The organism is uncultured Kriegella sp., from assembly GCF_963975415.1.
GTDB lineage: Bacteria > Bacteroidota > Bacteroidia > Flavobacteriales > Flavobacteriaceae > Kriegella.
In genome coordinates this window covers 1-23,944 of sequence record NZ_CAXBGN010000003.1, presented here as the reverse complement: position 1 = coordinate 23,944, position 23,944 = coordinate 1, and the positions used below count along the sequence as shown (strand labels likewise).

At 39.2% G+C, this 23,944-nt stretch carries 25 protein-coding genes; 1 reads left to right on the top strand and 24 read right to left on the bottom strand.

What is annotated here, in order from left to right; all coding sequences use genetic code 11:
- Window positions 1-338: 338 nt before the first annotated feature.
- The 6 genes from sulP to AACZ88_RS07045 form a co-directional block, all read right to left on the bottom strand.
- Window positions 339-2,063 carry a sulfate permease gene (gene sulP / locus AACZ88_RS07070; RefSeq protein WP_339708301.1) on the bottom strand — a complete coding sequence of 575 codons (1,725 nt, stop codon included), beginning with the start codon at window positions 2,061-2,063 and terminating at the stop codon, window positions 339-341.
- 30 nt (window positions 2,064-2,093) lie between these two features.
- Window positions 2,094-3,275 (bottom strand): cytochrome c peroxidase, encoded by a 1,182-nt coding sequence (locus AACZ88_RS07065; protein ID WP_339708298.1) that lies wholly within the window; start codon window positions 3,273-3,275, stop codon window positions 2,094-2,096.
- 140 nt (window positions 3,276-3,415) lie between these two features.
- Window positions 3,416-3,844: a DUF3995 domain-containing protein gene (locus tag AACZ88_RS07060; RefSeq protein ID WP_339708296.1), complete on the bottom strand. Its 429-nt coding sequence runs from the start codon at window positions 3,842-3,844 to the stop codon at window positions 3,416-3,418.
- A gap of 37 nt (window positions 3,845-3,881) precedes the next feature.
- Window positions 3,882-4,661: an aldose 1-epimerase gene (locus AACZ88_RS07055; protein WP_339708294.1), complete on the bottom strand. Its 780-nt coding sequence runs from the start codon at window positions 4,659-4,661 to the stop codon at window positions 3,882-3,884.
- Between the two features lie 15 nt (window positions 4,662-4,676).
- On the bottom strand, window positions 4,677-5,663 hold the full coding sequence (locus tag AACZ88_RS07050) for a cysteine synthase family protein (RefSeq protein ID WP_339709297.1): 987 nt from the start codon (window positions 5,661-5,663) through the stop codon (window positions 4,677-4,679).
- Between the two features lie 55 nt (window positions 5,664-5,718).
- Entirely contained in the window at window positions 5,719-6,960 is a 1,242-nt protein-coding gene (locus AACZ88_RS07045; protein WP_339708291.1) for an FtsX-like permease family protein, read from the bottom strand.
- Between the two features lie 3 nt (window positions 6,961-6,963).
- On the opposite strand from AACZ88_RS07045, the gene AACZ88_RS07040 reads away from it, so the two are divergent.
- Window positions 6,964-8,226 carry a DUF1343 domain-containing protein gene (locus AACZ88_RS07040; protein ID WP_339708288.1) on the top strand — a complete coding sequence of 421 codons (1,263 nt, stop codon included), beginning with the start codon at window positions 6,964-6,966 and terminating at the stop codon, window positions 8,224-8,226.
- Window positions 8,227-8,516: 290 nt separating this feature from the next.
- Here AACZ88_RS07040 and AACZ88_RS07035 read toward each other — a convergent pair whose 3' ends face one another.
- The 18 genes from AACZ88_RS07035 to AACZ88_RS06950 form a co-directional block, all read right to left on the bottom strand.
- Window positions 8,517-9,275, bottom strand: coding sequence for an amino acid racemase (locus AACZ88_RS07035; RefSeq protein WP_339708285.1), 759 nt, complete (start codon window positions 9,273-9,275; stop codon window positions 8,517-8,519).
- 94 nt (window positions 9,276-9,369) lie between these two features.
- Complete coding sequence (gene fabF / locus AACZ88_RS07030) at window positions 9,370-10,611, bottom strand: beta-ketoacyl-ACP synthase II (RefSeq protein ID WP_339708282.1); 1,242 nt, start codon at window positions 10,609-10,611, stop codon at window positions 9,370-9,372.
- Window positions 10,612-10,776: 165 nt separating this feature from the next.
- A complete protein-coding gene (locus AACZ88_RS07025) occupies window positions 10,777-11,505 on the bottom strand; it encodes a haloacid dehalogenase type II (RefSeq protein WP_339708279.1) in 729 nt (242 codons plus the stop codon).
- Window positions 11,506-11,595: 90 nt separating this feature from the next.
- Entirely contained in the window at window positions 11,596-12,240 is a 645-nt protein-coding gene (locus AACZ88_RS07020) for a DsbA family oxidoreductase (protein ID WP_339708276.1), read from the bottom strand.
- A gap of 76 nt (window positions 12,241-12,316) precedes the next feature.
- On the bottom strand, window positions 12,317-12,625 hold the full coding sequence (locus AACZ88_RS07015) for an EthD family reductase (protein WP_339708273.1): 309 nt from the start codon (window positions 12,623-12,625) through the stop codon (window positions 12,317-12,319).
- Window positions 12,626-12,984: 359 nt separating this feature from the next.
- Window positions 12,985-13,548, bottom strand: a complete 564-nt coding sequence (locus AACZ88_RS07010; protein WP_339708270.1) for a carboxymuconolactone decarboxylase family protein — start codon at window positions 13,546-13,548, stop codon at window positions 12,985-12,987.
- Between the two features lie 62 nt (window positions 13,549-13,610).
- Window positions 13,611-14,174 (bottom strand): TetR/AcrR family transcriptional regulator, encoded by a 564-nt coding sequence (locus AACZ88_RS07005; RefSeq protein WP_339708267.1) that lies wholly within the window; start codon window positions 14,172-14,174, stop codon window positions 13,611-13,613.
- Between the two features lie 133 nt (window positions 14,175-14,307).
- A complete protein-coding gene (locus AACZ88_RS07000) occupies window positions 14,308-15,174 on the bottom strand; it encodes an RluA family pseudouridine synthase (protein WP_339708264.1) in 867 nt (288 codons plus the stop codon).
- Between the two features lie 83 nt (window positions 15,175-15,257).
- The gene (locus AACZ88_RS06995) at window positions 15,258-15,890 is read right to left on the bottom strand and encodes a class I SAM-dependent methyltransferase (RefSeq protein WP_339708261.1); all 633 of its coding nucleotides are present in this window, start codon (window positions 15,888-15,890) and stop codon (window positions 15,258-15,260) included.
- 103 nt (window positions 15,891-15,993) lie between these two features.
- The gene (locus AACZ88_RS06990; RefSeq protein ID WP_339708258.1) at window positions 15,994-17,112 is read right to left on the bottom strand and encodes a serine hydrolase domain-containing protein; all 1,119 of its coding nucleotides are present in this window, start codon (window positions 17,110-17,112) and stop codon (window positions 15,994-15,996) included.
- Window positions 17,113-17,276: 164 nt separating this feature from the next.
- Window positions 17,277-17,894: a helix-turn-helix domain-containing protein gene (locus AACZ88_RS06985; protein ID WP_339708255.1), complete on the bottom strand. Its 618-nt coding sequence runs from the start codon at window positions 17,892-17,894 to the stop codon at window positions 17,277-17,279.
- A gap of 365 nt (window positions 17,895-18,259) precedes the next feature.
- A complete protein-coding gene (locus tag AACZ88_RS06980) occupies window positions 18,260-19,690 on the bottom strand; it encodes an alpha/beta fold hydrolase (RefSeq protein ID WP_339708252.1) in 1,431 nt (476 codons plus the stop codon).
- 22 nt (window positions 19,691-19,712) lie between these two features.
- A complete protein-coding gene (locus AACZ88_RS06975) occupies window positions 19,713-20,552 on the bottom strand; it encodes an NmrA family NAD(P)-binding protein (RefSeq protein ID WP_339708250.1) in 840 nt (279 codons plus the stop codon).
- Window positions 20,553-20,563: 11 nt separating this feature from the next.
- The gene (locus tag AACZ88_RS06970) at window positions 20,564-21,049 is read right to left on the bottom strand and encodes an anthrone oxygenase family protein (RefSeq protein WP_339708248.1); all 486 of its coding nucleotides are present in this window, start codon (window positions 21,047-21,049) and stop codon (window positions 20,564-20,566) included.
- On the bottom strand, window positions 21,046-21,435 hold the full coding sequence (locus tag AACZ88_RS06965; RefSeq protein ID WP_339708247.1) for a DUF5367 family protein: 390 nt from the start codon (window positions 21,433-21,435) through the stop codon (window positions 21,046-21,048). The genes AACZ88_RS06970 and AACZ88_RS06965 overlap by 4 nt, the downstream gene beginning before the upstream one ends.
- 11 nt (window positions 21,436-21,446) lie before the next feature.
- Window positions 21,447-21,629 carry a hypothetical protein gene (locus AACZ88_RS06960; protein WP_339708244.1) on the bottom strand — a complete coding sequence of 61 codons (183 nt, stop codon included), beginning with the start codon at window positions 21,627-21,629 and terminating at the stop codon, window positions 21,447-21,449.
- A 90-nt stretch (window positions 21,630-21,719) separates the two neighbouring features.
- On the bottom strand, window positions 21,720-22,574 hold the full coding sequence (locus AACZ88_RS06955) for an AraC family transcriptional regulator (protein ID WP_339708241.1): 855 nt from the start codon (window positions 22,572-22,574) through the stop codon (window positions 21,720-21,722).
- Between the two features lie 247 nt (window positions 22,575-22,821).
- Window positions 22,822-23,631, bottom strand: coding sequence for a hypothetical protein (locus AACZ88_RS06950; RefSeq protein ID WP_339708239.1), 810 nt, complete (start codon window positions 23,629-23,631; stop codon window positions 22,822-22,824).
- Between the last annotated feature and the right edge of the window lie 313 nt (window positions 23,632-23,944).

The following is a 23,944-nucleotide window of genomic DNA, read 5'->3' as shown; positions in this document are numbered from 1 at the left end:
TATTCCTACTAAAGTTAAGGAATAAAGCAATAGCATCACTTAAATACATTAGGACAATTTTAACATTTACGGTATTCTGATTTATTCTAATCAAATCATGCGATATCTCTACTAAAAAAGCTGATTATCAAATATTTAATCAAAATAAAAAAGAGAGAATCATTCAAAATGAGAGCTCTAATGAAAATGTATGGCGTGAACAAAGATTTAGAGAGTTGAAAAACGGTAGATTACACTATGCAAAACCATCGATTGGAATATTAAAAAACAACTTAACGTACCGATTTTGTCAAGCGCTAGTCTAAGTTAACAGGCTGGTTCTTTTTTAAATAAAACAATTACTTAGTTCTATTTTGATAAGCTATTCGTTCTTGTAAGGCCGTTGCAGAAGCCGGATTGTCGAAACTTTTAACTGCATCTCTTACTGTGATAAAAAGTCGTTCTTTAGGAATCTCCTTAATTATTCCACTATTAAAAATAATATCCCTTGTGGGTCCGATAGCCCCGGAGATATAAAACTTGAGATTACGTTCATGAATTTCACGAATGGTCTTGACCAACATGGCCGTAGCCGTAGAATCAATGTAATTGATTGCCTCTGCATTTAAAACCACCGCTTTCAAGGTTTCCTTCTTGCTATCGATAAAATGAAAAAGTTGCTTTTTAAAATAGCCTTTGTTTCCAAAGTACAATTGAGAGTCAAATCGAACGATAAGTAAATCATCCCTAAACTCAATATCTTCTCCGAAACGATCTACATTTTTATAATAGTCTGAATCTTTTATTTTTCCCAAGACCGCAAAATGGGGCTTTGAACTCTTATAAACCATTAAAAGCAGGGAAAGCAGTACCCCTACCAAAATACCTTGTGGTATGCCAATGAACAGCGTAACCAAAAATGTTATCGATAAAATAGAGAATTCATCTTTTCTGTATTTCCATAATACTTTGGGATAAGTCACATCAATCAATCCAAAAACAGAAACCATGATAATACTGGCCAACACCGCCTTCGGCAAATAAAAAAACAAGGGGGTAAGAAAGAGGAGGGTAATCACGACAAGTGCTGCGCTGAACAGCGATGCAACGGGTGATTTAGTACCTACAGAATCACTAATGGCCGATCTTGAAAAACTTCCGGTAATCGGATACGATTGAAAAAAAGATCCTATCATGTTAGAAGACCCTAACGCTATCAATTCTTTGTTGGGGTCAATGGTTTCCACACCATTCTTTTCTTCCATTGCTTTCCCAATCGAAATAGCCTCCAAATAGCCGACCAATGCCAATGTCAAGGCCATTGGCCAAATTTCAGCAGTATTCTTCAAGGTTATTCTTGGAATCTTCAAATCGGGAAGCCCTTCGGGTACAGCTCCGACAATATGCGTGCCGAACGTTTGCAAATCGAATATATAAACCGTCAAAATACCCCATATTACAACAAACAATACTGTAGGCAACTTCTTGTTCCATTTTCTGATGAAGATAATCAACACAATACCGCCCAGACCAAGAAGCAGGTCTACTATATTTGTTTGGGGCAGCGCAATAACGATGTTACCAATAAGCTCATGAAGCCAATGGCTTCGTTCAACCGGGGTTCCCAGAATATGCTTTAACTGACTAAATATAATAATCACGGCTGCGGCAGATGTAAAACCACTGATTACGGGCCTAGATAAAAAATTCACTAAAAACCCCATGCGCAAAAAACCCAAAACCATTTGAATAGCACCCACCAGAAATGCCAAAAAGACTGCCATGGCCACATAGTATTCACCCCCATTAACGGCAAAAGCCCCCAGCCCAGCTGCTACAAGAAGAGAATCCATCGCCACGGGGCCAACCGCCAATTGCCTCGACGTACCCAAAAATGCATAAACCAATACCGGAATCAAGGAGGCATATAGGCCATAAACAGGTGGTAAGCCAGCAATCATCGCATAGGCCATACTCTGCGGAATAAGAACGATGCCAATGGTGAGTCCCGCTAAAAGATCCTTAACTATATACTCTTTTTTATAGTGGGGCAACCATTGTAAAAACGGAAGAAGCTTTTGCATAATACAAAGTTAACCAAACCTACTACATCGTTACTGAATATTTCCGCCCACAGGCAAACCACTAGGTACTTTTTCAGGTATTTCTTTGTCGAAGTTGTCGTCGTTCAAGGTGTTCAAAAAGGAAATGATCAATGACATCTCTTTTACACTAAGTTCAAGTTCCTTCACAAAAGGGTCATATTCTTCTTTTGACACATGCGGATTTCGTTCTTTACCATTGGAAATATCCTCATAAAATTCCAATACGCGTTTCAATGTTTTTAAACTTCCGTTGTGCATATAAGGTGCGGTAAAACGTAGATTTCGTAAAGTGGGCGTACGAAAACCAAAACTATCTTTGACTCCACCATCGGGGTTGGGAAGTTTACTATTTTCAGGAGTACCGAGAACATGTATTTTATAATCGGACAACATTGGCCCATTATGACAATTTGCACACCCTACCTCCTTAAAGAGCTCAAACCCCTCTTTCTCTGAAATAAGAATGGCATCACTATCACCGCGCATATATTGGTCAAACCGAGTATTATTGGTAATCAATGTACGTTCGAAAGCCGCAATGGCCTTTCCCAGATTCTCAATCGTAATGCTGTTGGTGTCACCAAACGCTAATTCGAACAACCTTTGGTACTCCGGTATTTGGCGTAAACGTTCTACTACAACATCTAAAATTTCGGTGTCTTTGTACCTATGTCCGCGCATTTCCTCAAATGCCTTTATGGGTTCCAGTGCCTGAATTTCGAGGCTTTTCACCCTATCATCCCAAAACATCGGTGCGTTCTCAGCATTGTATCTGCTATAAGTATCTATACCGTTAAAAGCTGAATTGAGAATGGTCTGGGCGTTACGTTTTACAAAAGGGATGTCATTCGGACTATTAAAACGTCTTTTACTGCCCAAGCCCTTTGCATTCGGACCGATAGAAATATCCAAGAATTCGGCATACCCGTTACTCGGATGATGACAGGTTACACAGGCCACATCTTTGTCTCCCGACAATATGGGATCATAAAAAAGTAATCTGCCCAATTCTGCTTTGGCCTCCGTAACCGGATTATCTTTGGGAGACGTCACAACTTCGGGCAGTGCGGTTATGGTCGTAGAGACTTTGGCGACTTCCTTTTTTTTCGATTTTCTGGTTTTACCCTCAGAACAACCTACCAATAATGGCCCGATAGAAAGCATAATGGCGATTAAGGATGTTGCTTTCATAACAAACAAAACTATATTCTGGGTCGTTTTTTAATCGCAGGCCCAGCCCTGTACCTAACAAAGTTAGTACTAAAAATAACAACTATTTATGACCCGAATCATATCATAAAATATGATTTCACAAACTTTAAAATAAAAATCTAAACGTATCCTGATAGTTGAGCTCCTAAAGCGAGTAACCCGATTAAAAGGCATAATGGTGAAAAGTACTTCGCATCTGCTCTGGAAAAATCTGTCTGTGCGACTTTTCGAAAAAAGCCCACATACTTAAAATCTCCAATAGCCCTGGCAAAAAAGATTACAGGAACCACCCAGCCGACGTACTCTACCATCCAATTGGGCAACAGTACGGGAGCAAACCCTAGACGGAATAAGTAGAATAGCCCAAACGACAATAATACCATGCCAACAACAGCACTATCAATTTTTTTCGGATTTAAAACACGCTGGCCATCCGTCTTTGTAGGCAAGGCTACGTTAAATCCCCATCGACCGCCAAGGGCCCAATTAAAATGAATGCCTGCAAGAACACAAAAGATAACAACCAGTAAAATGGATACGACAGCCATTTATTCAGATTTAAATTATCAGGCCTCTTTTTCTACTTCAGTCATTCGGCCTTAAATACACCTTGAACTCCCTAGGAGTAGCTTGCAAATAATCAAAACCTTTGTCTAATTGATTTTGTCGCACGGCATAGGGGTAAAAACTAATGGGTTCAATACAGACCATATTGGGCACCTCCGTCCAGAGCATAAACTGTCCGAAACCTTTGGTCGTAATGGTGAGTTCATTTGTATCTTGCAATGAGATTTCAGTGCATTGGGGTACATGCAAAGCCCTGCTGCCCACGGCCAGAATCTCATTCAACGTAATTTTTGTATCGCCTGCTGTAATAACGGGGGCTTCTGTTTGTAATAAAAATGCCGGATGATACCCTAGCATAAAAGGCATACCCTCGTCTCCCGAAATCACAAAGGTAATTTCAAGACCCTCTGCTTTCAACTCGAAACGTTTTTCGAATTGAAAGTTATATGGCCAGAACAATTCTTTCTCTGTCGATTTCTTCGGAAATTTTGAGTTTTCAACTTTTACATCGGCTTGATATATTTTTTGAAAAGCAGCATGTGTTTCAGATGACCCTTTAAGTATATAGGGCAACTCACGCAACAAACCGTGTTGGTCTTGAACTGCATTCCCTTTGGGCGTACGCACCCGGAAATCCGCTTCCATCGTGGGACCGATAATGGGAAACATTTCGGTATCGGAACTCCCCCATCCCGGGTTTCCCTTTTGATGAATATATTCATGACCATCGACCGAATAACTGACGAGTTCCCCAGCCGATATGCCCACCTTTTGATTTCCATTTGTAAGCGTAACCATAGTATTTTTTCCTATTTAAGATTTATCTATAAAGCCTTTTTCTCGCATCCAATCATCATTGAACATTTTGCCGACATAGCGACTTCCGTGATCATGAAAAAGAACCACGACCAAATCATCTTTGCTAAAATGTTCCTTTAATTGCAGTACCCCTTTAATTGCCGATCCCGCCGAGTTTCCTAAGAACATGGCCTCTTCCCTGGCCAAACGTTGTGTATACACTGCACCATCTTTATCGGTGACCTTGGTAAAACCATTGATGATTTCGAAATTTACATTTTCCGGTAGAATATCTTCCCCGATACCTTCAGTGACATAGGGGTAAATCTCATCTTTATCAAAAATACCGGTTTCATGGTATTTTTTAAAAACAGAACCATAGGTATCAACTCCCCATACTTTAATATCCGGATTTTTCGACTTCAGATAGCCCCCTACACCCGATATGGTTCCCCCTGTACCTACACCAGCTACAAAATGGGTGATTTTTCCATCGGTCTGTTCCCAAATTTCAGGGCCTGTGCTGGAAAAGTGAGCCCTGGTATTCGATAAATTATCATATTGGTTGGCATACCATGCACCCGGAATTTCTTTTGCCAGTCGTTTTGCCGTGGAATAGTAGCTACGGGGATCTTCGGGAGAAACATCGGTGGGGCATACATATACCTCACTGCCCATGGCTTTTAAAATATCAATTTTTTCTTTTGATTGTTTATCACTGATTACACAAATCAGCTTGTAGCCTTTTACCGTGGCAGCCATGGCCAAACCCATTCCTGTATTACCGGAAGTACCTTCTACGATAGTGCCGCCCGGTTCTAAAAGTCCTTTTTTTTCGGCATCTTCAATCATTTGTAGCGCCATGCGGTCTTTTACCGAGTTGCCAGGATTAAAAGTTTCGTACTTCGCCAAAACCATACAAGGTAAATCTGCAGTAAGTCGATTTATCTTGATCAAAGGCGTATTTCCTATGGTTTCAAGTATGCTTTTAGCGAATTTCATCGGCATTTTCAAAGTTACAATTTTAGCTATACTATTTTACACCTACCATAGGTCATCATTCAAACTTAATGGCCTTGACCGGTGTAATTTTTGTGACAATATAAGAGGGCAGCAGAAGCATCAATAAACAAAGCAGTAATACCCCGATATTCAAAAGCAAAACTGAGTAAAAATCGATATGCACCGGTATATATTCAATATAATATTCTTGGGGATTCGGAAACTTGAAAAGACGGAATTCATGTTGAATCCATATGATGGAAATGGCAATTGCGTTACCCCATAACAATCCTATCCCTATAAGATAGGCTGCATTGTACAAAAATATTTTTCGTACACTCCAATTGGAAGTGCCCATGGCTTTTAGAATACCGATCATTTGGGTTCGCTCTAAAATCAGCACCAATAAAGCCGTAATCATATTAATTCCACCAACAATGATCATAATACCGATAATGAGCGCTATGTTAAAATCAAAAAGACTGATCCACTCAAAAATATTATAGTATTTATCTTCGACCGTTCGGGTATCCAAGGTGGAAATTGTACGACCGTGAATCTCTTTGCTTTTCTCATCGATATCCTCAAAATCGTCTAAAAACACTTCAAAATTGCCTACCTGATCAGTCCTCCACTTATTCATGCGTTGAATATGGCGGATATCAATAAAAAGATAAAGTCCGTCCAATTCCTCAAACCCACTATCATAAACACCCACAATATTGAACTTTCGTTGATTGGGTGTCTTTGATGGATCACCATCCTTGATAAAAAAAGCAAAGAAAGAATCACCCAAATGAAGACGCAGACGATTCGCCATGATGCTCGATATGAGTACGTCATCATTAAGTCCGTTGGAATAATCGGGCAGTTTACCTTCGACCAAGAATTCTTCAAAGGCATTCCAATTATAATTGGGGCCTACCCCTTTGGCTATGATTCCTTCAAAGGTTTCTTCAGTACGTATAAAACCGGCCTTACTGGCTACCGCCTGCACATGCGCTACCCCATCGACCGATTTGAACTCCGGATAAAAATCTTGGTTTAGGTCAACGGGTACAACAGAAACCTCTGAATTGTTATTATCGTAATTATAGATTTGAATGTGCCCATTAAATGCCGTTACTTTGTCCCTGATTTTATGCTTTAGACCAACGCCTGTAGCAATGGCTATAAGCATCATAATGATTCCTAAAGCTATTGCCGAAATTGCTATTTTTATTATTGGGGCGGATATGCTAATTTTATGACCACTACCCGTAATAAGTCGCTTGGCGATAAAATATTCTAAATTCAACCTATGCCATTTTTGTCTAGTTTCAAAAGTACAGTTTTATTGTCGGTTTTCTCACTTTTAGCTTGTGGAAACCACGCTTCTACCCCTAAATCGAATGAACAGTTGAACGAAGTGCAAACAGCTGTAAAAACCCAACCAAAAATCGTAGTCGGAGCCAATAGGGTAAGTACTTATCTCCCTTTTTTAAAAGGTAAAAAAGTAGGCGTAGTAGCCAATCAGACCAGTGTAATCTTTACTGCTAGCAGTGAAAACCCAAAGGAAAAAGGTTTTACCCATCTGGTCGACTCTTTGTTGACATTAAAGGTGGCTATTCAAAAGGTTTTTGCTCCGGAACACGGTTTCCGTGGTGAAGCGGATGCCGGTGAAAAGGTCGCCGACGGTACCGATCAAAAAACAGGACTACCCTTGATTTCCTTATATGGGAAAAATCGAAAACCTTCGAACGAACAGTTGAAAGACCTAGATGTTATTCTTTTTGACATTCAAGATGTAGGCGTTCGTTTTTATACCTATATCGCTACCCTGCAATTGGTCATGGAGGCCTGTGCCGAAAATGATATTCCCCTAGTCGTTTTAGACCGGCCGAACCCAAACGGCAACTACGTTGACGGGCCAACGATGGAGAAAGCACATACCGGATTTCTGGGAATGACCGAGATTCCTTTGGTCTATGGTATGACCATTGGTGAATATGGCAAGATGATTAATGAAGAGGGTTGGCTTGAGGGAGGAAAAAGGGCAAACCTCACTATTGTGCCATTAGAAAATTACACCCATAGTATGGAGTACAGCCTACCCATTCGCCCCTCACCCAACCTGCCCAATGATATTTCGATCAATTTGTACCCGAGTTTGGGCCTTTTTGAAGGCACGAATATCAATGCCGGTCGGGGTACCGAATTCCAATTTCAGCGGTATGGGGCTTCCTTTTTAGATAGCACACAATACAACTTCACCTATACCCCCCAACCAAATTTTGGATCTAAAACCCCTAAAGAAAACGGCAAGAAATGTTTTGGAAAAGATTTGTCGCAACTCCCTAGAATAAACGAGGTTTCGTTAAAGTGGCTTATGGATGCTTATAACAATACAATGGAAAAAGAAAAGTTCTTTCTTACCACTGGTTTCACAAGACATGCCGGCACCAAAAAATTACAACAACAAATTGAGTCAGGACTCATAGAAGAAGACATAAAAGCCACATGGCAACCCCAATTGGAGGCCTTTAAGAAAATAAGGGAAAACTATTTGATTTACCCGCTTTAATTTTTTAAACCATTAACCCGATTTATTTTAAACTACTCCGATTACTTCAATAATTTACTATAAATAAATGAAATTACATCGGACTTTATTGGTCAAATACATATGGGGCGGTTCTTGGAAAATCGAAAATTACCCTGACCACTTCTAACCCTTTAAGATAAAGAAACTTCAGTAACTCTTGGCCAAGCGGTCACATAAACTGCACATTCAAATACCGTTCGCCCCAATATAATACCTTGGTTTTGTAGCCTTTTATTTTCAGAGGTTTGCACCTGTCTCTCCAATTACCATTAATATAATCTAATCTGCTCCATCTTCCGGGATTCCCTAATCAGTGCACGTGCCAAAACCGTTGTCGCATCGATAATTAGGCTGTCTTCTATTTTTTCATATTGAATGGCAAGCGGAATTTCCGTACATCCTAAAATAACGGCCTGCGCACCTTTTCTAGACAAATAGGTGGCAGCCATACTCAGGTTTTCTTTAGCCTTATTGTTTACCGGATTGGAAAATGCCTTAATACCGTAGCTGGTATCGTAAATGGAGGGATGAACGAACAAGTCTTGAATATCTTCGGATGGCTGAATCACTTCAATATTGTATCTCGATAAAACTTCAGGGTATACTTTAGCCAAAATCGTGCCCGTAGTTCCTAGAACACCAACTTTTGTAATTTCTGGATGCTTTGTAGAAATATGAAGACCTACCTCTTCAATCAAATTGACCAAAACACAAGACTCTGGAATGCTCTTCTCAATTAAACTCAATATGGGTCTTGCATGAGCCGTATTACAAGGAATACCAATGATAGCCGAACCACTTGCTATTAATGAGGCTATAATTTCTGAAATGGCAATACCCGGATTAACATCCGTTTCACCCAAAAGATACTTCGTGCGGTCTATAATCTTATGTGGAACCGACAGCATGGAAATAGGCAAGTGCTCTTGGTCAGAAGTCGCTTCCGTCAGATCATAAACCTTTTTTATCAAATCTATTCCGGCATAGCTTCCAACACCACCCACAATACCGATCATTTTATCTCTCATTCTATACGTTATATAAAATCTAAATTTTCTTAATTGGTCTGAAATGATAATGACTAATGGTAATTCAAAAGAAACATTTACTATTTGGTCAATTTTACACCTTTTTAAAAACGGTTGTCGCGTTATGCCCGCCAAAACCAAAGGTATTGCTCATGGCAACTGTTATCTTGTGATCAATGGCTTCTTGAACAACTATTGGAATAGCTTTTGGAATTTGCGGATCGATGACAGTAGTATTTATAGTCGGGGGCACAACATTATTTTGAATTGCCTTAATCGACAAAATAGCTTCAACGGCACCTGCCGCACCCAGCAAATGCCCCGTCATTGATTTTGTAGCACTTATCTTTAAATTCTCGAACTGGTTTTTGAAGGTACTTGCAACCGCCTTTATCTCACTTAAATCACCTACAGGGGTGGAAGTCGCATGGGTGTTCAAATAATTAACATCACTTGTGGAAATACCTGCTTCTTCCAAAGCCAATGCCATAGCTTTTGAAGCACCGATACCCTCAGGATGCGTTGCCGAAATATGATAGGCATCGGCTGTCATGGCGGCTCCCCCAATTTCGGCATAAATAGTTGCCCCCCTTTTTTTGGCATGCTCATATTCCTCAAGAACCAATGCGCCCGCACCCTCACCCATTACAAATCCGTCTCGTTCGGTATCAAAAGGTCTTGAAGCCTGCTGTGGATTGTCATTTCTAGTTGACATGGCCTTCATTGAGCTAAAGCCGCCTATCGAAGCATCGGTTATCGGAGCCTCCGAACCTCCGGTCACGATTACCTTCGCTTTGTTCAAACGGATATAATTGAATGCGTCCATTATGGCAGAACTTGATGATGCACAAGCAGATACTGCCGTATAATTGATTCCCATAAGTCCGAATTTCATTGAAATCAATCCTGATGCCATATTCGGAAGTAATTTGGGAATAAGAAAGGGACTGAATCGAGGATTTTTTCCATTCTCCACATAATTTTCCACTTCATCTTCAAAAGTTTTCATACCGCCTTGGCCAGTGCCCCAAATAACGCCCACATCAAAAGGTGACATACTTTCGACATTTAGGCCACTATCACTTAATGCTTCGGATGCGGCATAAAGCGCATATTGAGTAAAAAGATCACTCCGCTTAACCTCATTACGATCCAGATATTTTTCGGGATTAAAATCCTTTATTTCGGAAGCAAAGGTGGTTTTAAAACGTGAGGCATCGAACTTGGTAATTTTAGATGCACCACTTTTGCCATTGACAACATTTTCCCAAAATTCGTCAACTGAATTTCCAATAGGAGTCAAAGCACCCAATCCTGTTACAACTACTCTTTTCATATTGTTTCGATTTTATATACCATTGCGCGAATAGCATGGCACACATTTCTAACATCAACTAAATATCCTATAATTCTTAGCTCACAATTTGTACGGGCCAAAGTTAAGGTACTTCATCGTCAAGAGCCTTTTTATTTTTTTCTTGGCGGTTTCCTTTACAATCTTTCACCCCTTTTTTAAAGCAATGAGTTTTTTGGAAATTTCTAAAAGATCCGGTTCGTTTATTTCCGGAAGTGGCGCCAATGGGTATAATTGTTGGCCCGGTCGGGCGATAAAAGCACCTCGCCAACCGGCCCAAAGTGCTCCGGCAATATCCCATCCGTGCGCAGCGATCATCAAACACTCATGGGGTTGGGCGCCAATTTTACGTGCTGCCCAGTCATAGACATCCCTATCGGGTTTATATTTTGCAACATCCTCTATACTCAATCGCATATCGAAAAACTCCGTTAATTCTGCATTTTTAAATTGCATCGCCACACCTTCGTTCGATGAATTGGTCAAAGAAACCATGGTGTATTCCGCGTTTTTCAGTTTTTGTAATGCTTCCTTTACCTCAGGATGCGGTGGTAGGGATCGCAGCGGACTCAAAGCTGCTTTGGCGTCGTCTTCAGACAATTTTATATCGTGGTTGCCGGCTACCATTCTCAAAGTTGCCGCTCCTATAACACCAAAATCTTCATATTGACGAGCAGCGGTCGACACTAATGAATACTGAAGCATCGTAGTAAACCACAAAGGCAATAGCTCTTCACGATCACCGAGGGCCTTTCCGATACTCTTTTTCAGGTTCCCCAAATCTAAAAGGGACTCGTTGACATCAAAGAACAATACTTTAGGCCGAATGCTCGTGATGTTCTCTTTTTCCAAAAACCTTTGACTATCATTTTTCATTTCAGGTGTGCTTTTGATTTTTTCAATACAGGTAATTCTTTGGTGCGAACGGTACCAAACTTAAAACACCACGGTAAAGGTGCTCAAAGGTTATTGCTCCAGCAACTCTGTCAAGACTTGTTTAAAAACATCTACTGGCTGGGCTCCCGTAAGCGCACTTTTTTTGTCAAAAACAAAGGTTGGCACCGATGAAACCCCAAGACTTTGCCAATATTGCTCTTTTGATGTCACCTCGTAACGCGCCGCATCATCATCTAATCGCGACATCGCTTCTTCAACGTTCAACCCTACCACTTTTATTTCTTGTGCCAAAACGTCCCTGTCGGACACATCTTTTCGTTCGCTGAAAAAAGCAGCGACCAAACGCATTTTCAATTCGGTTTGCTTGCCCTTTTCTTTGGCATAATCGAGCAAAATATGTGCATCTCGCGTATTGACTATTCGCATACTTTCAAAATAATCAAAGGTAAAACCCAGTTCTTCTCCGGCATCTTTCATGCGCTCTTGTGATTCCATTTGTTGGTCAAGGGTCGAACCGTACTTGTTGGCAATATGTTCAATTACATTTTCACCTTCTGACGGCATATGTGGATTGAGCTCAAAAGGTTGCCACTCTATTTCTATTCTATCTGAGACACCCATCTCAGAAATCGCCTTTTCCAAGCGTTTATAGCCAATGGTACACCATGGGCATACCACATCGGATACGATATCTAATTTTATTTTTTCTGCCATATTTTAAATTTTAAGTCACTACATGGGAAATACCATTTTATGGCATACCTCCCAAACACCATTTAGTAATGGTTAGTTAAATTATTTCGCTAATTTGAATCTGACCTTGTACACTCGAATAATTGGGTACATCTGCCCCAATTTTTTCGGCATGCGGACCAAAGGATTTTTGAAACGATGCAATAGATTCAAAATAAAGGTTGGCTACTGCCACAAAAGGAGCCGGTTCACCAGGTTCTCTACCGCCCAAGCCTTTTTCAATTTCGACCTTTGTAAGGGCCGCCCCAACTAAATGTTGAACCATTGGAATATGCGTGCCTGTATAATAGTCAAAATCGAATGTTACTGCTTCACTATTTGGGTATAATACCGCTACTTTTATCATAATTTTATTTGTTTACTATTGACTTGTTATAGTATTTGTCGTTGCATCTTTCGTTTCGAAGTGACGCAATTTAGAGCACCATTCTTTGGTAATGCTTTGGTGTAGGCAATTTGTTTTTAGCAACGTGTTTCGTTTTGGGCACCACCCTTTTTTCCATCTGCGAAAACAAAAATACTAATAGCACCGACAGCCAGCCGTATGGCAAGCACCGATTATGAAATTTTTATTATTTTTTTCATCATAGCAATTGGTTTTTGAAGGCCCCAAGAATTGACTATACCTTTTAGAACTTGAAAAAAAGGCCCTCCGCAGGGGACGGAGAGCCTAGTATTGCCATCACACTTCGTTATCCAACGACATTAGGCAATTTCAGTTTCTTTTTTCCAAGCGTACTTTTTAAAACCGGCATCTACTGGAGTTTCGGCAATATGGTTGACATAGTTGCTGATTACTTTTTGCGAAAGCCCTAAAATGATTTCCAACAATTGTCTTTCCTCATAACCTGCGGCATAAAACGCTTGTACATCTTCACCTTTTATATACCCTCTGTTACGTACAATTTTCAGGGTAGTTTCATGTAACACCTGTAATTTTTCGGTTGGTAGCTCGGTACCGTTCCGCAACGCCTCCGTAATGGCATCATCAACCTTCATCATTTTGGCGATTGCCGTATGTGCAGGCACACAGTAATGACATTCATGTTCAACATTTATGGTTTGCCAAACGACGGTAAGTTCTTCATTGTTAAACGATGAATTGACAAATAATTCGTGAATGGATTGGTAGGCATTCAACAAGCCCGGTGCCCCGGCCAATACGCCGTGAAGGTTAGGAATGTTCCCATATGCTTTAATCGATTTTTCCAATAAAGGCTTACTTTCCTCTGGGGCCGTTTCCAATGTATGATTTTTTAATGTACTCATAATTTCTACTTATTTTCTGTTAATAATATCTAAGCAAATGCTTAGTTTTAGTTAAAAAAATTTTAAATGTTTAAAAACGTAATTTCAATTATACTGTTGAGTTGAGATTGGTCGTAAACCTTCGAAGAAACTGACAAACCCAGTATACAATTCATTAAATAATTTGCCTGACCATCTGCTATTTCTTCGGTTTTACTTTCGTCTTGCAGCAAATTATCGATAAACAATTGTTTAATCTCATTTGCGAATTTCATCAACTCTTCCATGATAACGGGATCGGTATCGTCCCTAATTTCATTTACCGTATTGGTAACCAAACACCCCTTGTTCATATCTTCATCACGGGCAAACTCCAAAAAGTCATAAAAATATTGTTTAATACCCGCTTTACCGTTGTTCGATTTCGCCAATTTATCGGTAATATCATATATTCTCTTTTTATAAGCATTTATACTTTCAAGAAACACACCCTGCTTATTGCCAAAACTTGAATAGATGGAAAACTGGTTAATGCCCATTTCCTTTTCCAACATACGAACAGTAGTAGCTTCATAACCATTCCGCCAAAAAAGACCTGTGGCCTTTTCTATTACCTCTTCTTCGTTATATTGCTTTTTTCTAGCCATTCTTCTAAACTACGACACAAAACTAAGCACTTGCTTTGAAATAAAAAAATTGTTTAGGATTTTTTTAGCATTTGACAGATTGTATTTTGTAAAAATATGCTTGCCCAAGCTTATTGACAAACTGAAAACACAACTATAATTGCTCAAATATCTTTTTAAACCGCTGTGGGAATTCCGTTACCACATGGTGACTTTCAAGGGTAACCGGATGGACAAACTTTAGTGCATAAGCATGTAGGTACAATCCCTTTCCCTTTAAAATTAAATCTTTATCCCCATAATCCCTATCACCTAATATCGGATTCCCGATACCGGATAAATGCTTGCGTAACTGATGGCGCCTTCCTGTCTTTGGATTTAAGCGTACAAGGTTGAGCTTACCGAATCTCTTTGAGGGAACCGTTGCTTTAACCGCATATTTAGACAGTGATGATTTATCGTCAATTGTTGCCGAGATTTCCCCTGTTGCATTCATTTCGCCAATAGTAATGGCATAATAGGTCTTTTTTACATTCTTATTGGCGAACAAACGATTTAAATCACGGATACTACTGCTCGTTTTTCCTACTAGCAAAAGTCCCGTTGTGGCGTAATCCAGACGATGCACAGGCTGTGGTGCTGTAGCATCGGATAAAGGACTAGGCTTTAGGTTTTGGGGCAGCACATGGGCTATGGTCATAAATCCATTGCCGCTTACCAAAATGCCTGCCGGCTTATAAACAATCGCCAAGTGTTCATCTTCAAACAATACATTTAGTCGTAAGATCGGTCTTTTACCCATACTTACTGCCGCTTGAATCGTCAACTGAATGGTTTCACCCCCTTTAATAAACGTTGCCGTGGTTGCAGTCACCCCATTAACCGTAACATACTTTTTCTTTAAAACCTTTTTTAAGGCCGATTTGGTCAAAGCCCTATTAAAAATGCCCACCCCGTATTCTTGAAGTCTTACCGGAGTGGCCAACTGTGGTACGATATGTATTTCCGTGGATGCTATCACCTTTAAATTTTAAGGTAAGTTCAATTTACTCGCAGCTAAGAACTGGGCCAAAGTTTACCCATTAATTTTACCCAAAAGAAACTTTACGCTTTCTTTTTACATCTAATCTGCCAAAACTTCTGTGAGGCGCTCTTCTCGGTATTCTTTGCAGGTTCATTTAGCTCTTCAAACTCAATCAAACCATAATTTCCGAATTCTTTAGTCACCGAATCGGCATCATAGAAGAATAATTTTACGCCGTGTTTGGTTTCGAATCTATCTTTGCTTAATTCCGTTCCATCGCCATAGGTGGGTGTATTTTTTGATATCGCTACAAAAACCATGTGACCACCAGGCCGAAGTTGGCCGTAACAGTCTTCAATCAGCTTGGCCCGTTCCTTTTCGTCTAGTAAGTGAATCAATGCATAGCAAAAAATACCATCATACCTCTTTTTGTCAAAAGGCATATCGTCCACCCCACCATGATAAACTTTTACGGCATCTCCAAATTGTTTTTTTGATAAATCTATGGCCGTTTTTGAAATCTCTATGCCTGTGACACTACAACCGGTATCAATAAATACCTTTGCATTTCTACCGTAACCAAACCCTGGAATCAATATTTCCTTTAACTCATTTTTTTGAAACAATTTAGCCGTCGAAATTGCCGAATCTGCAGGATCAAAGCCCCACATTGTTTGTTTGTCCCTAAAACTCGATTCCCAAAATTCCGTCATTTCTTTCGTTTAAATCAGTTCGTTCACAAATATAATGGAAGTAGAAAAGATACTACCTAAACCAACGACCTCTACAATGGCTACCACCGCTATGTTCGGTATTTTATCGCTTTTTCAATTTTCTAATCAAATCATGTGAAGCTGCATTAAGTTGTGTTTTGCCACGATTATAATTCCGCATCAAAATCACACCGTATTGGCTTTCCTTTTCAAAAACAAGATGACAGGTGTACCCTACGACCCCTCCGCCATGTCCGACCGTCTTAATCGTACTATCGCTATATAGAAAAAAACCTAAGCCATAATTGCCCTCGGGTGTTTGCTTGCTATGCATTATGGTTAAATTATTCTTCTGTAATATTCCCGTGTACCCCAAATTACTAGCTATAAATTTTGCCAAATCATTTGGCGTGGAATAAATACCACCATTTGGCACTTTATACCCTCGACCTCTATGTTCCAGTTCAGAATCGGGGTTAATTGTACCGTATGGAGAAAGGTTCATGCCCTTTGCGAGATCATCAGTTCTACTCTCTGGCACGATAAAAAAACTATTGGTCATGTGCAACGGATTGAATATTCGCTCTTTAACCAACTCGATAAATGATTTGTTTGCTGCTCGGGAAATAGCAAGTCCCAAAATTCCATAACCGATATTTGAGTAACCAAATTGCTCTCCGGGTTTAGATTTGAAAGATGTTTTGGGGATCGATTGCAAAATTTTAGTTTCCCAATTCTCAATTGGGCCGGTTGCTGCATTATCTAATTTAGGTTCCCGAATTAACCCAGAGGTGTGACTGGCCAGATGTTGAAAATTAATTTTTGCTGTGTTCGAATATCCTATTAGCCCCTTAATTTCCGGCAAATATTGTTCTATGGGATCATTCAATTTAATTGTTCCGTCTTCCACCAATTGCATCATCAAAAATGCGGTGAAAGATTTTGTGATTGAACCTGTACGATAGATGGTTGTTGAATCAGACTCAATATTACTATTAAAGTCTGCCGCTCCATACGCACCTGACCAAATAATTTGATCCCCTTTGGTTATTGCAACCGAGATACTCCCTTTTACATTATCATCAGCTACGTCATTTTCTATTCTCCTTCTGAATTCTTCAATTATAGATTGAAGGTCATTTTCTTCCCCGACTTGGGCATATGATGGACAGAAACAGCCGGCAAATACAAGTATCAATATTGCACATAAAGTTCTATTCATGTGATTGCTTTACATCTTTCGATTGAACGGTCAAAGTTTGTTGTGGCGATTAGTACCAAGCCGGGAAACTTCAGGGCGGCCGAACCTGTTGTGGGATTAAAAATAGGGATTTCCTTTCAGGAAATTTGTAAACAAGGAACTTTAAAGATTGTTCGTGAACGGCTTTATTTCAGAAAGAGGATTGAGGGCAAATACCAACTTTGTTTTCCTTTCTTTATCCTTCTAGAATTTTCCAATATTAATATTAGATTATATAAATAAAGTATTGCCACAAGTACGATGTAAATTAGCTGTTCATTAACTCTAAAATTGATTAAGGCAAATACAATATCAAAAAGATTAAAATCAAATTTAATACTAGATCCTCTTGTCGCGACCATAAAAACGACATAGACCAACATAGTCCACGTAATCTGGAAACTAATTATTTTTTTACCATAATTATTTACAAACTTTACTTTGTCTTTTTTTAAAATCCACATTACCAATGGGATTATTATTCCTAATAACGGGTTGAACAACAGCCCTGTTAAGGCACTTAAGTTCAGAAGAGTTAAATACCCTTGGTCTTCAACATCTGCCCATTCTAAAAGGTCTTCTGGTGTTACTCCAAGCGCTTGCGTTAATTTTATCAGCGTATCTCCTCTTGGAACTGACTCTCCTTTCTCAATTCGCTGGATTGTTCTTAAGCTTAATTTAGATTCTTCAGATAGCCGTTCTTGAGAAAATCCTTTTCGATTTCGTAAGTCTTTAATTTTAATTGCTAAGTTTTGATTGTTCATTTTTATATAATTTAATCTGCATTTAGCCAAAGATATTTGTGTATTGATCTTGTTGTTGCGTCATTGCCATGACAATCTTATGACATTTCCGTCTTCGTTCGGCTCAAATGACATAGAACGTCTTGCTTACGGTAGGTTTCTGTAATCTGTACCAAGCCGATAAGCCTCAGGACCTCCGAACCTGTTGTGGGATTAAAAATAGGGATTTCCTTTCAGGAAATCCGTGAGTCATCAACTTTAGGTATACCGAACGAAGACCATCGCACCATTTACAAAGCATCAAAAACTGACTTTACAACTCTGACCTGATGCCAAAAAAAGCCTCATAAAGAGGCTTGTACAATGATCGGCGTCGGCCTTATGTTTTATTCAAATATCATAGGCTCGAGTATAACCCGGTCAAGGTTTACATCTTTTCCTTTAAAGAAACCCACAACCATATTCCCTATTTCAGGCGATTGCATGTATAAATCATGTCCGCCATTTTCGATTATTACGTGCTTTCCGTTTTCAAATTTTTCGGCAATTTCCTTTCCGCTGTTTACATAGGTCCGCCCGTCCATGGTGCCACTTAATAATAAGGCATCTACTTTGTTGGATTTTAATTTCCTGAATTCATCTGGCAGTTGTTCAAAATCTAAATTGGTCATCCATTCATAGCTTAAGAAGTTGATCGTACTTCCTAAAATTGTCCGGTTTATTTGCCTTTCGACTTCTTTTTGACGTTCTTTTGTAATTCCGCTTTGCATATCCATCGCAAAAGACATGGGGCGTATGCTGCTGAAAATATATCGTTTTATAACCATTACATCTATTGCCACTTCCGAAAAGTTACCAGCATACATTTGCGAATAGCGATATGGAATCTTTTTAGCGTCATTAGGGTTTTTAAGATAGAACGTTGCCATGGCAGCTTGAAGTTCAAAGTTCGATATTCCAACCGTATCAATTGTGCCCTTTCTATTTTTATAGGAAGTTACAACTGGTTTGCGTTTTAATCTTTTGTGAACTTCAATGATCGTATGTTTTAGATTTGGATATTTATTTTCAGAACCATTATTGTGCTTTGCCAATTCAGCTATGTTAAATAGAAAGTCTTCCGCTTCTTTTGGGAACTTTATGGTTTCATTAGGGCCTTCTAAACTGGCCAAGACCATTTTATCTATCTTCTGCTCAAAACGTCTAATGTATTCGAATGCCAAATGCGATCCATAGCTTATGCCCCAGAGCGATATCTTATCTATCTTTAATGCTTTTCTTAAGTCTTCAAGGTCATTGGCACTTTCCATGGTATTGTAGGCATGCAGGTTCACATTTTTATCTTCCCAAAATTTTAGACATTTTGAGATGTTCGCGGTTGTTTTTGCAACATATTCCTTTTTATCAATAGGTTGATGTAGTAAAAAATCAGCCCGGCAGGGGCAATCGGGAAGTTGGTTAGAGATTCCCGTGCCGCGTTGGTCAAAAGCTATAACGTCAGCAACTTCACGTAGCATCATAAAGAGTTTAAATCTGGCTCCTTTTGCCGCTCCCGTTCCTGTACCACCTGGGCCCCCGGCAAGGTAAACAATGGGGTTTCCCGGTTTCGGATTGGTGCTTTTGAATCTAATAAATGATAGTTGAATAGAATCACTACCTCCATTTGTTCTGTCTTCAAGAACTTTGAAGGATCCCAATTCCGCTTGTACCGTATCATGGGCTTTGGAGACAAATTGATAGGATTCTAATTTTAACCTTTGTCCAAGTAAAACTGAGCAGGTTATAAAAAATAACAAGGTTGCAACCATAGTTTTCATGTCACTTTTTTTTATTTAGATTTTAAATAACTTCCGTTTTTTGATTCCAAACCCCCGTTTGTGCGGTTTTTGAAACATAGGATGCAAATGATCTTGCCTTACGGCCCAACACCATCTCTATAACGTGAGATATCACCTGATTTTCAGGATTGGCCAATACATGGCTGAATAAATATTCGATCAACCAGATAAAATCTGCGGGTACCTGCATTTTTTGCATGCCTTGAACATATTGTTCCAATGTTATTTCATTAAACTCTAGATTTCTATTTGTAGCTGCCGCAATAGTGTTTACAACCTCTTTGAAAGAAATTAATTCAGGCCCTGTAATTTCAATAATTTCTCCATTGTGCTTATCATTCAATAAGGCCTCAACCGCTACTTCTGCAATATCTTCGGCATCTACGAACGGTATAGGTGTATCTGCCATTGGCAATGCTATTTGTCCGGATAAAATTGGATCTAAAAAGAAACTTTCGCTCCAGTTTTGGTTAAACCAAGAGGCTCGCACGATGGTATACTGCATACCAGAATTGACAACTATTTGTTCGCAAGATTCCGCTTCAACCTCTCCTTTACCAGACAGTAATACCATTTTTTTTACTCCCATTTCCTTGCTTAGGTACGTTAGGCTCTCAATGGCCTCTTTGGCGCCTGGTACCGCTAAATCAGGATAATATGTAACATACATACTGTCTATTCCCTTTAGGGAATCTACCCAAGTATCTTTGTCGCTCCAATCAAAACCTGGTGTTGCATTTCTTGAACCTATTCTTGGTTTCAATGACCTATTTTGTAATTGTTCAACCACTCGGCTACCCGTTTTACCCGTTGCTCCGATTACTAAAATGTTTTCGTACATAATTGTGTGTTTTAAATTGTTTTTTGAAAAAATATTGTGACTAATAATAAGAGGAATGCTATCATTGCTGAGATTGTTCTAATGTTGTGATAGTGATTCCATTGAGATTCGTAAAGTGATCTAAAATTGCTAAGTTCAAGTTTACTCAAACTACCTAGGTCTAAAGCTTCCAATTGATTGTTCAAGGGAACGTTGCCAAATACGGTTACGCCAAAGGTTCCGATGCCATAAAAAAGTGCGGCGGCCAAGATGAGCCAGAAATGAAGCTTATTATCGAAATGACCAATGGCATTGATAACAAGGGCAATTAAGCTTCCGAAAAACACTATAAAGAAAATAGGGTTCAAAATTTCTTTATTGATACTTTGCATTGTTTGCAGGTAGGTGTTTGCCCCTAGTTTTTGGGTTCCTACGATAACAGAAATTGACCACGCAAAGAATAATCCTGCTGACAGACCCGTCAATAAAATCGTGATAAAGAAGATGATCGTTTTCATTTTTTACTTTTTTGAATGAGGTGAATTCCGAAGAAAAAGACGATGAAGTAAAACTCGACAACGATGGTATAAAACATCGGGTTTCGAAAAAACGCTGAATAGCTACTACCAGCAGGAATCACAAATACGGGTACCGTAATCAGCACATCCAATAGCACCGCAATACTCACGAACGTTAGGGCAAGTATAGCCGGTTTCATTTTGCGCTTGCGATAGTATAAATATGTTGCCAAAAGCGCGCTGGGAATAATGCCGATTGCCAAAGCTATATTGGCCTGTTGTTCTTGATTTTCTAATAGGGGAACATAAAATGAACCTAAGTAAAAGCTCACGCCTAGAACCCATACTAAAATGGCGTACAAAATGCTTGATATTCTATTTTTCATTTTGATAATTTTTAGAGGTCTGATGTTCTGAATAGTTTAAAGGTATCTGTAGGATATTGAGAGATTTCGAAGTATTCACCGTGCTTTACTTCTGCGGAATTTGCCCATACCCTTGCCGACGAAAGAGACGCTATAATGGCAATAATCAGTATAGGCCAAAACACCGTTTTTCTGTGTAGTTTTCTATTGGTCATAATTGTTAGTTTTAATTATGACACAAACTTAGCGCAGTCATCTAGGCGCCGTTTATCGTAAAGGAAATATGATTTATTTGAAAAGTGACATTACTTTATTTGACTGGGTCGATAGCCAAACTTTTTTTCAAAAGCATTCGAAAAAGAGCCCAAACTATCGTAGCCAACACTCCAAGCAGCTTCTTGTACGGTAGCGTCTTGTTCTTTTATTAATTTATGGGCCGTTGCTAAGCGCTCATTGTGCAGGTATTTGAATACCGGAATGCCGAATACGGCTTTAAACTCTTTCTTTAATGTGGTCGTGTTGAGGCCAATTTCTTCAGACAATTCTTTAAGTGAAGGTGGGTTCTCGAGGTCAGCTAACAAGATGTCTTTTGCAAGATTTAACTTATCTCTATGTTGGCTTTTAGCATCGGAAGTGTGCATTAAGGCCAGCTGCCCAAAAAAATGGGAAAGTAAAGCGGTTATCTGGCTTCGAAAAAACATCATTTTGGTTTTTCCCGAATATTGATTGGCAAAAATGGAATCTAAGATACGTTCCATTTCCGGGGTCATGAAAAAGCTTGGCCCTTCTACATAATTGTCTTTTGGGTGGACCAGCTCTTGTAGTAAATCCTTAAATATTTCGCCTTCTTGATTTGGCAATTGGTTTATATTACGCAAGGCGGTAGCAATCACAACGCATTCAAGCTTTTTATCACGATTTACGGTGTGTACAAACTCTACCTTGTCGTCTGCATAAAAGGATAATGCCAATCCTTTGGTATAATGGAAATGTTTGTTTTTCTGCCCATAATTAACGGCTAAATCAACGTTGCCAGCGCCGTAAAACGCTACGGCAATCAGCGGCTCTTCAAAACGACAACTATCGATTTGCGTGGTATCGTCTTTTAGTTCTTCAACTAAAACAATAAAATCGTTAATATGAATAAAATCCCTGGTCATTCATTTAAATATGGGGTTGTTCATTTGGTTTTTAGCTAGTTTACATTGGTTCGGCAAGTAAGACAAAAGAAACTTTTCGCTTCAGTCTATACACGAGACTAAAGCCAATTTTTAATCCAAAGCCGCCTCGCAGCGTTTAAAGATTTATTGATTCTATAAATATACACAGACCTTTTGGTATTGCCCTAAAACCGGTATTGCGTTTAGGTTATTCCACCTCATTTTTTACGGATGTTACAACACACACCTATTGTTTTAGCACGTGGGTATTTTTAAACTCAATACTTCTAGCCTTTAGATATTTCCAAATCTCCATCGTATTTCCTGCATTTGATACTTCTGAAAAATCTGTTTGGGCTAGGCAAAAGCTAAGAAATCCATCAATGCTTGTTTCGGGAATATCAAAATTTTCTGATATCGCCTTTTTTGAAAACTTAGCTATGATTTCTTTTTCCAGTCCCAATTTTTTATCTCGGGCCACCCTATTTTCGAAAGATTTGGTTCTTCCAGAAACCTTGTTCATTATTTTATGCGTGTTTATCACTATGGCCGTTCCATAATAATAAAAGTATTTTCCACGATCTGCCTCAATAAGCAATCGTTCACTCTGGGTCATTTTGTCGATATCAGCATTAGGCAAGTGCAGTGTAGCAGTAGTGACAAGGGGAGCAATAGGCAACCTTTTAAGGTCTAAATCTATTTTTCCGGTAAGATTGTAAGGTGTGACCGTTACTTCGTCAAGGTCGATAACGTTTTCTACAAGATTAACGACAACTGAGTTTTCATCGAAGATCTCTTTCGTAATAATAATATCTCTTGTCAAATATTGAACTGCCGTAATGCGAAGTGAATCCTTTAATTGAACTTCAATTGTAAATAGCCCTAGGGAATCGGTAATTGTTGATTTTTTAGAATTTAAGTTGACAATCAACACATTGGAAAGCTCATTGTTCAAGCTTCTGGCCCTACCCTGTATTACTTTTGTTTGTTCTTGTCCAAACCCTATGAATGAGGTCAACGTGGTCAATAGGAGTAAAAATATTACGTTTTTCGGCAATACTTGAATTTTAGAATTATGATTAAACACTTACTTCTAAACAAGAGAAACCGGACTGTTTTAGCATTCGTTGCCAACGTCATGCGTACAAGTACTGAAATTTCGGAATGGCCGGACCCTGTACGTTGAACTAAAAATAACGATTTTCGATCGGAAATCAGTAAGCAATGAACTCAATATGCAGAAAAAAACAATCATCTAAAAGGGTTCTATGAATCTATTCCGTAATGGATTAACGGCTTGTGCAACGGTTACCGGCTTAAGTTTGATTCTCTTTAAATTTATAGTATTAACCAGAAAGAACAAAAGAGCG

Coding starts and splice junctions, on each gene's coding strand:
- sulP (WP_339708301.1), bottom strand. CDS start 2,063: ATGCAAAAGCTTCTTCCGTTTTTACAATGGTTGCCCCACTATAAAAAA.
- AACZ88_RS07065 (WP_339708298.1), bottom strand. CDS start 3,275: ATGAAAGCAACATCCTTAATCGCCATTATGCTTTCTATCGGGCCATTA.
- AACZ88_RS07060 (WP_339708296.1), bottom strand. CDS start 3,844: ATGGCTGTCGTATCCATTTTACTGGTTGTTATCTTTTGTGTTCTTGCA.
- AACZ88_RS07055 (WP_339708294.1), bottom strand. CDS start 4,661: ATGGTTACGCTTACAAATGGAAATCAAAAGGTGGGCATATCGGCTGGG.
- AACZ88_RS07050 (WP_339709297.1), bottom strand. CDS start 5,663: ATGAAATTCGCTAAAAGCATACTTGAAACCATAGGAAATACGCCTTTG.
- AACZ88_RS07040 (WP_339708288.1), top strand. CDS start 6,964: ATGCCATTTTTGTCTAGTTTCAAAAGTACAGTTTTATTGTCGGTTTTC.
- AACZ88_RS07035 (WP_339708285.1), bottom strand. CDS start 9,275: ATGAGAGATAAAATGATCGGTATTGTGGGTGGTGTTGGAAGCTATGCC.
- fabF (WP_339708282.1), bottom strand. CDS start 10,611: ATGAAAAGAGTAGTTGTAACAGGATTGGGTGCTTTGACTCCTATTGGA.
- AACZ88_RS07025 (WP_339708279.1), bottom strand. CDS start 11,505: ATGAAAAATGATAGTCAAAGGTTTTTGGAAAAAGAGAACATCACGAGC.
- AACZ88_RS07020 (WP_339708276.1), bottom strand. CDS start 12,240: ATGGCAGAAAAAATAAAATTAGATATCGTATCCGATGTGGTATGCCCA.
- AACZ88_RS07015 (WP_339708273.1), bottom strand. CDS start 12,625: ATGATAAAAGTAGCGGTATTATACCCAAATAGTGAAGCAGTAACATTC.
- AACZ88_RS07010 (WP_339708270.1), bottom strand. CDS start 13,548: ATGAGTACATTAAAAAATCATACATTGGAAACGGCCCCAGAGGAAAGT.
- AACZ88_RS07005 (WP_339708267.1), bottom strand. CDS start 14,174: ATGGCTAGAAAAAAGCAATATAACGAAGAAGAGGTAATAGAAAAGGCC.
- AACZ88_RS06995 (WP_339708261.1), bottom strand. CDS start 15,890: ATGACGGAATTTTGGGAATCGAGTTTTAGGGACAAACAAACAATGTGG.
- AACZ88_RS06990 (WP_339708258.1), bottom strand. CDS start 17,112: ATGAATAGAACTTTATGTGCAATATTGATACTTGTATTTGCCGGCTGT.
- AACZ88_RS06985 (WP_339708255.1), bottom strand. CDS start 17,894: ATGAACAATCAAAACTTAGCAATTAAAATTAAAGACTTACGAAATCGA.
- AACZ88_RS06980 (WP_339708252.1), bottom strand. CDS start 19,690: ATGAAAACTATGGTTGCAACCTTGTTATTTTTTATAACCTGCTCAGTT.
- AACZ88_RS06975 (WP_339708250.1), bottom strand. CDS start 20,552: ATGTACGAAAACATTTTAGTAATCGGAGCAACGGGTAAAACGGGTAGC.
- AACZ88_RS06970 (WP_339708248.1), bottom strand. CDS start 21,049: ATGAAAACGATCATCTTCTTTATCACGATTTTATTGACGGGTCTGTCA.
- AACZ88_RS06965 (WP_339708247.1), bottom strand. CDS start 21,435: ATGAAAAATAGAATATCAAGCATTTTGTACGCCATTTTAGTATGGGTT.
- AACZ88_RS06960 (WP_339708244.1), bottom strand. CDS start 21,629: ATGACCAATAGAAAACTACACAGAAAAACGGTGTTTTGGCCTATACTG.
- AACZ88_RS06955 (WP_339708241.1), bottom strand. CDS start 22,574: ATGACCAGGGATTTTATTCATATTAACGATTTTATTGTTTTAGTTGAA.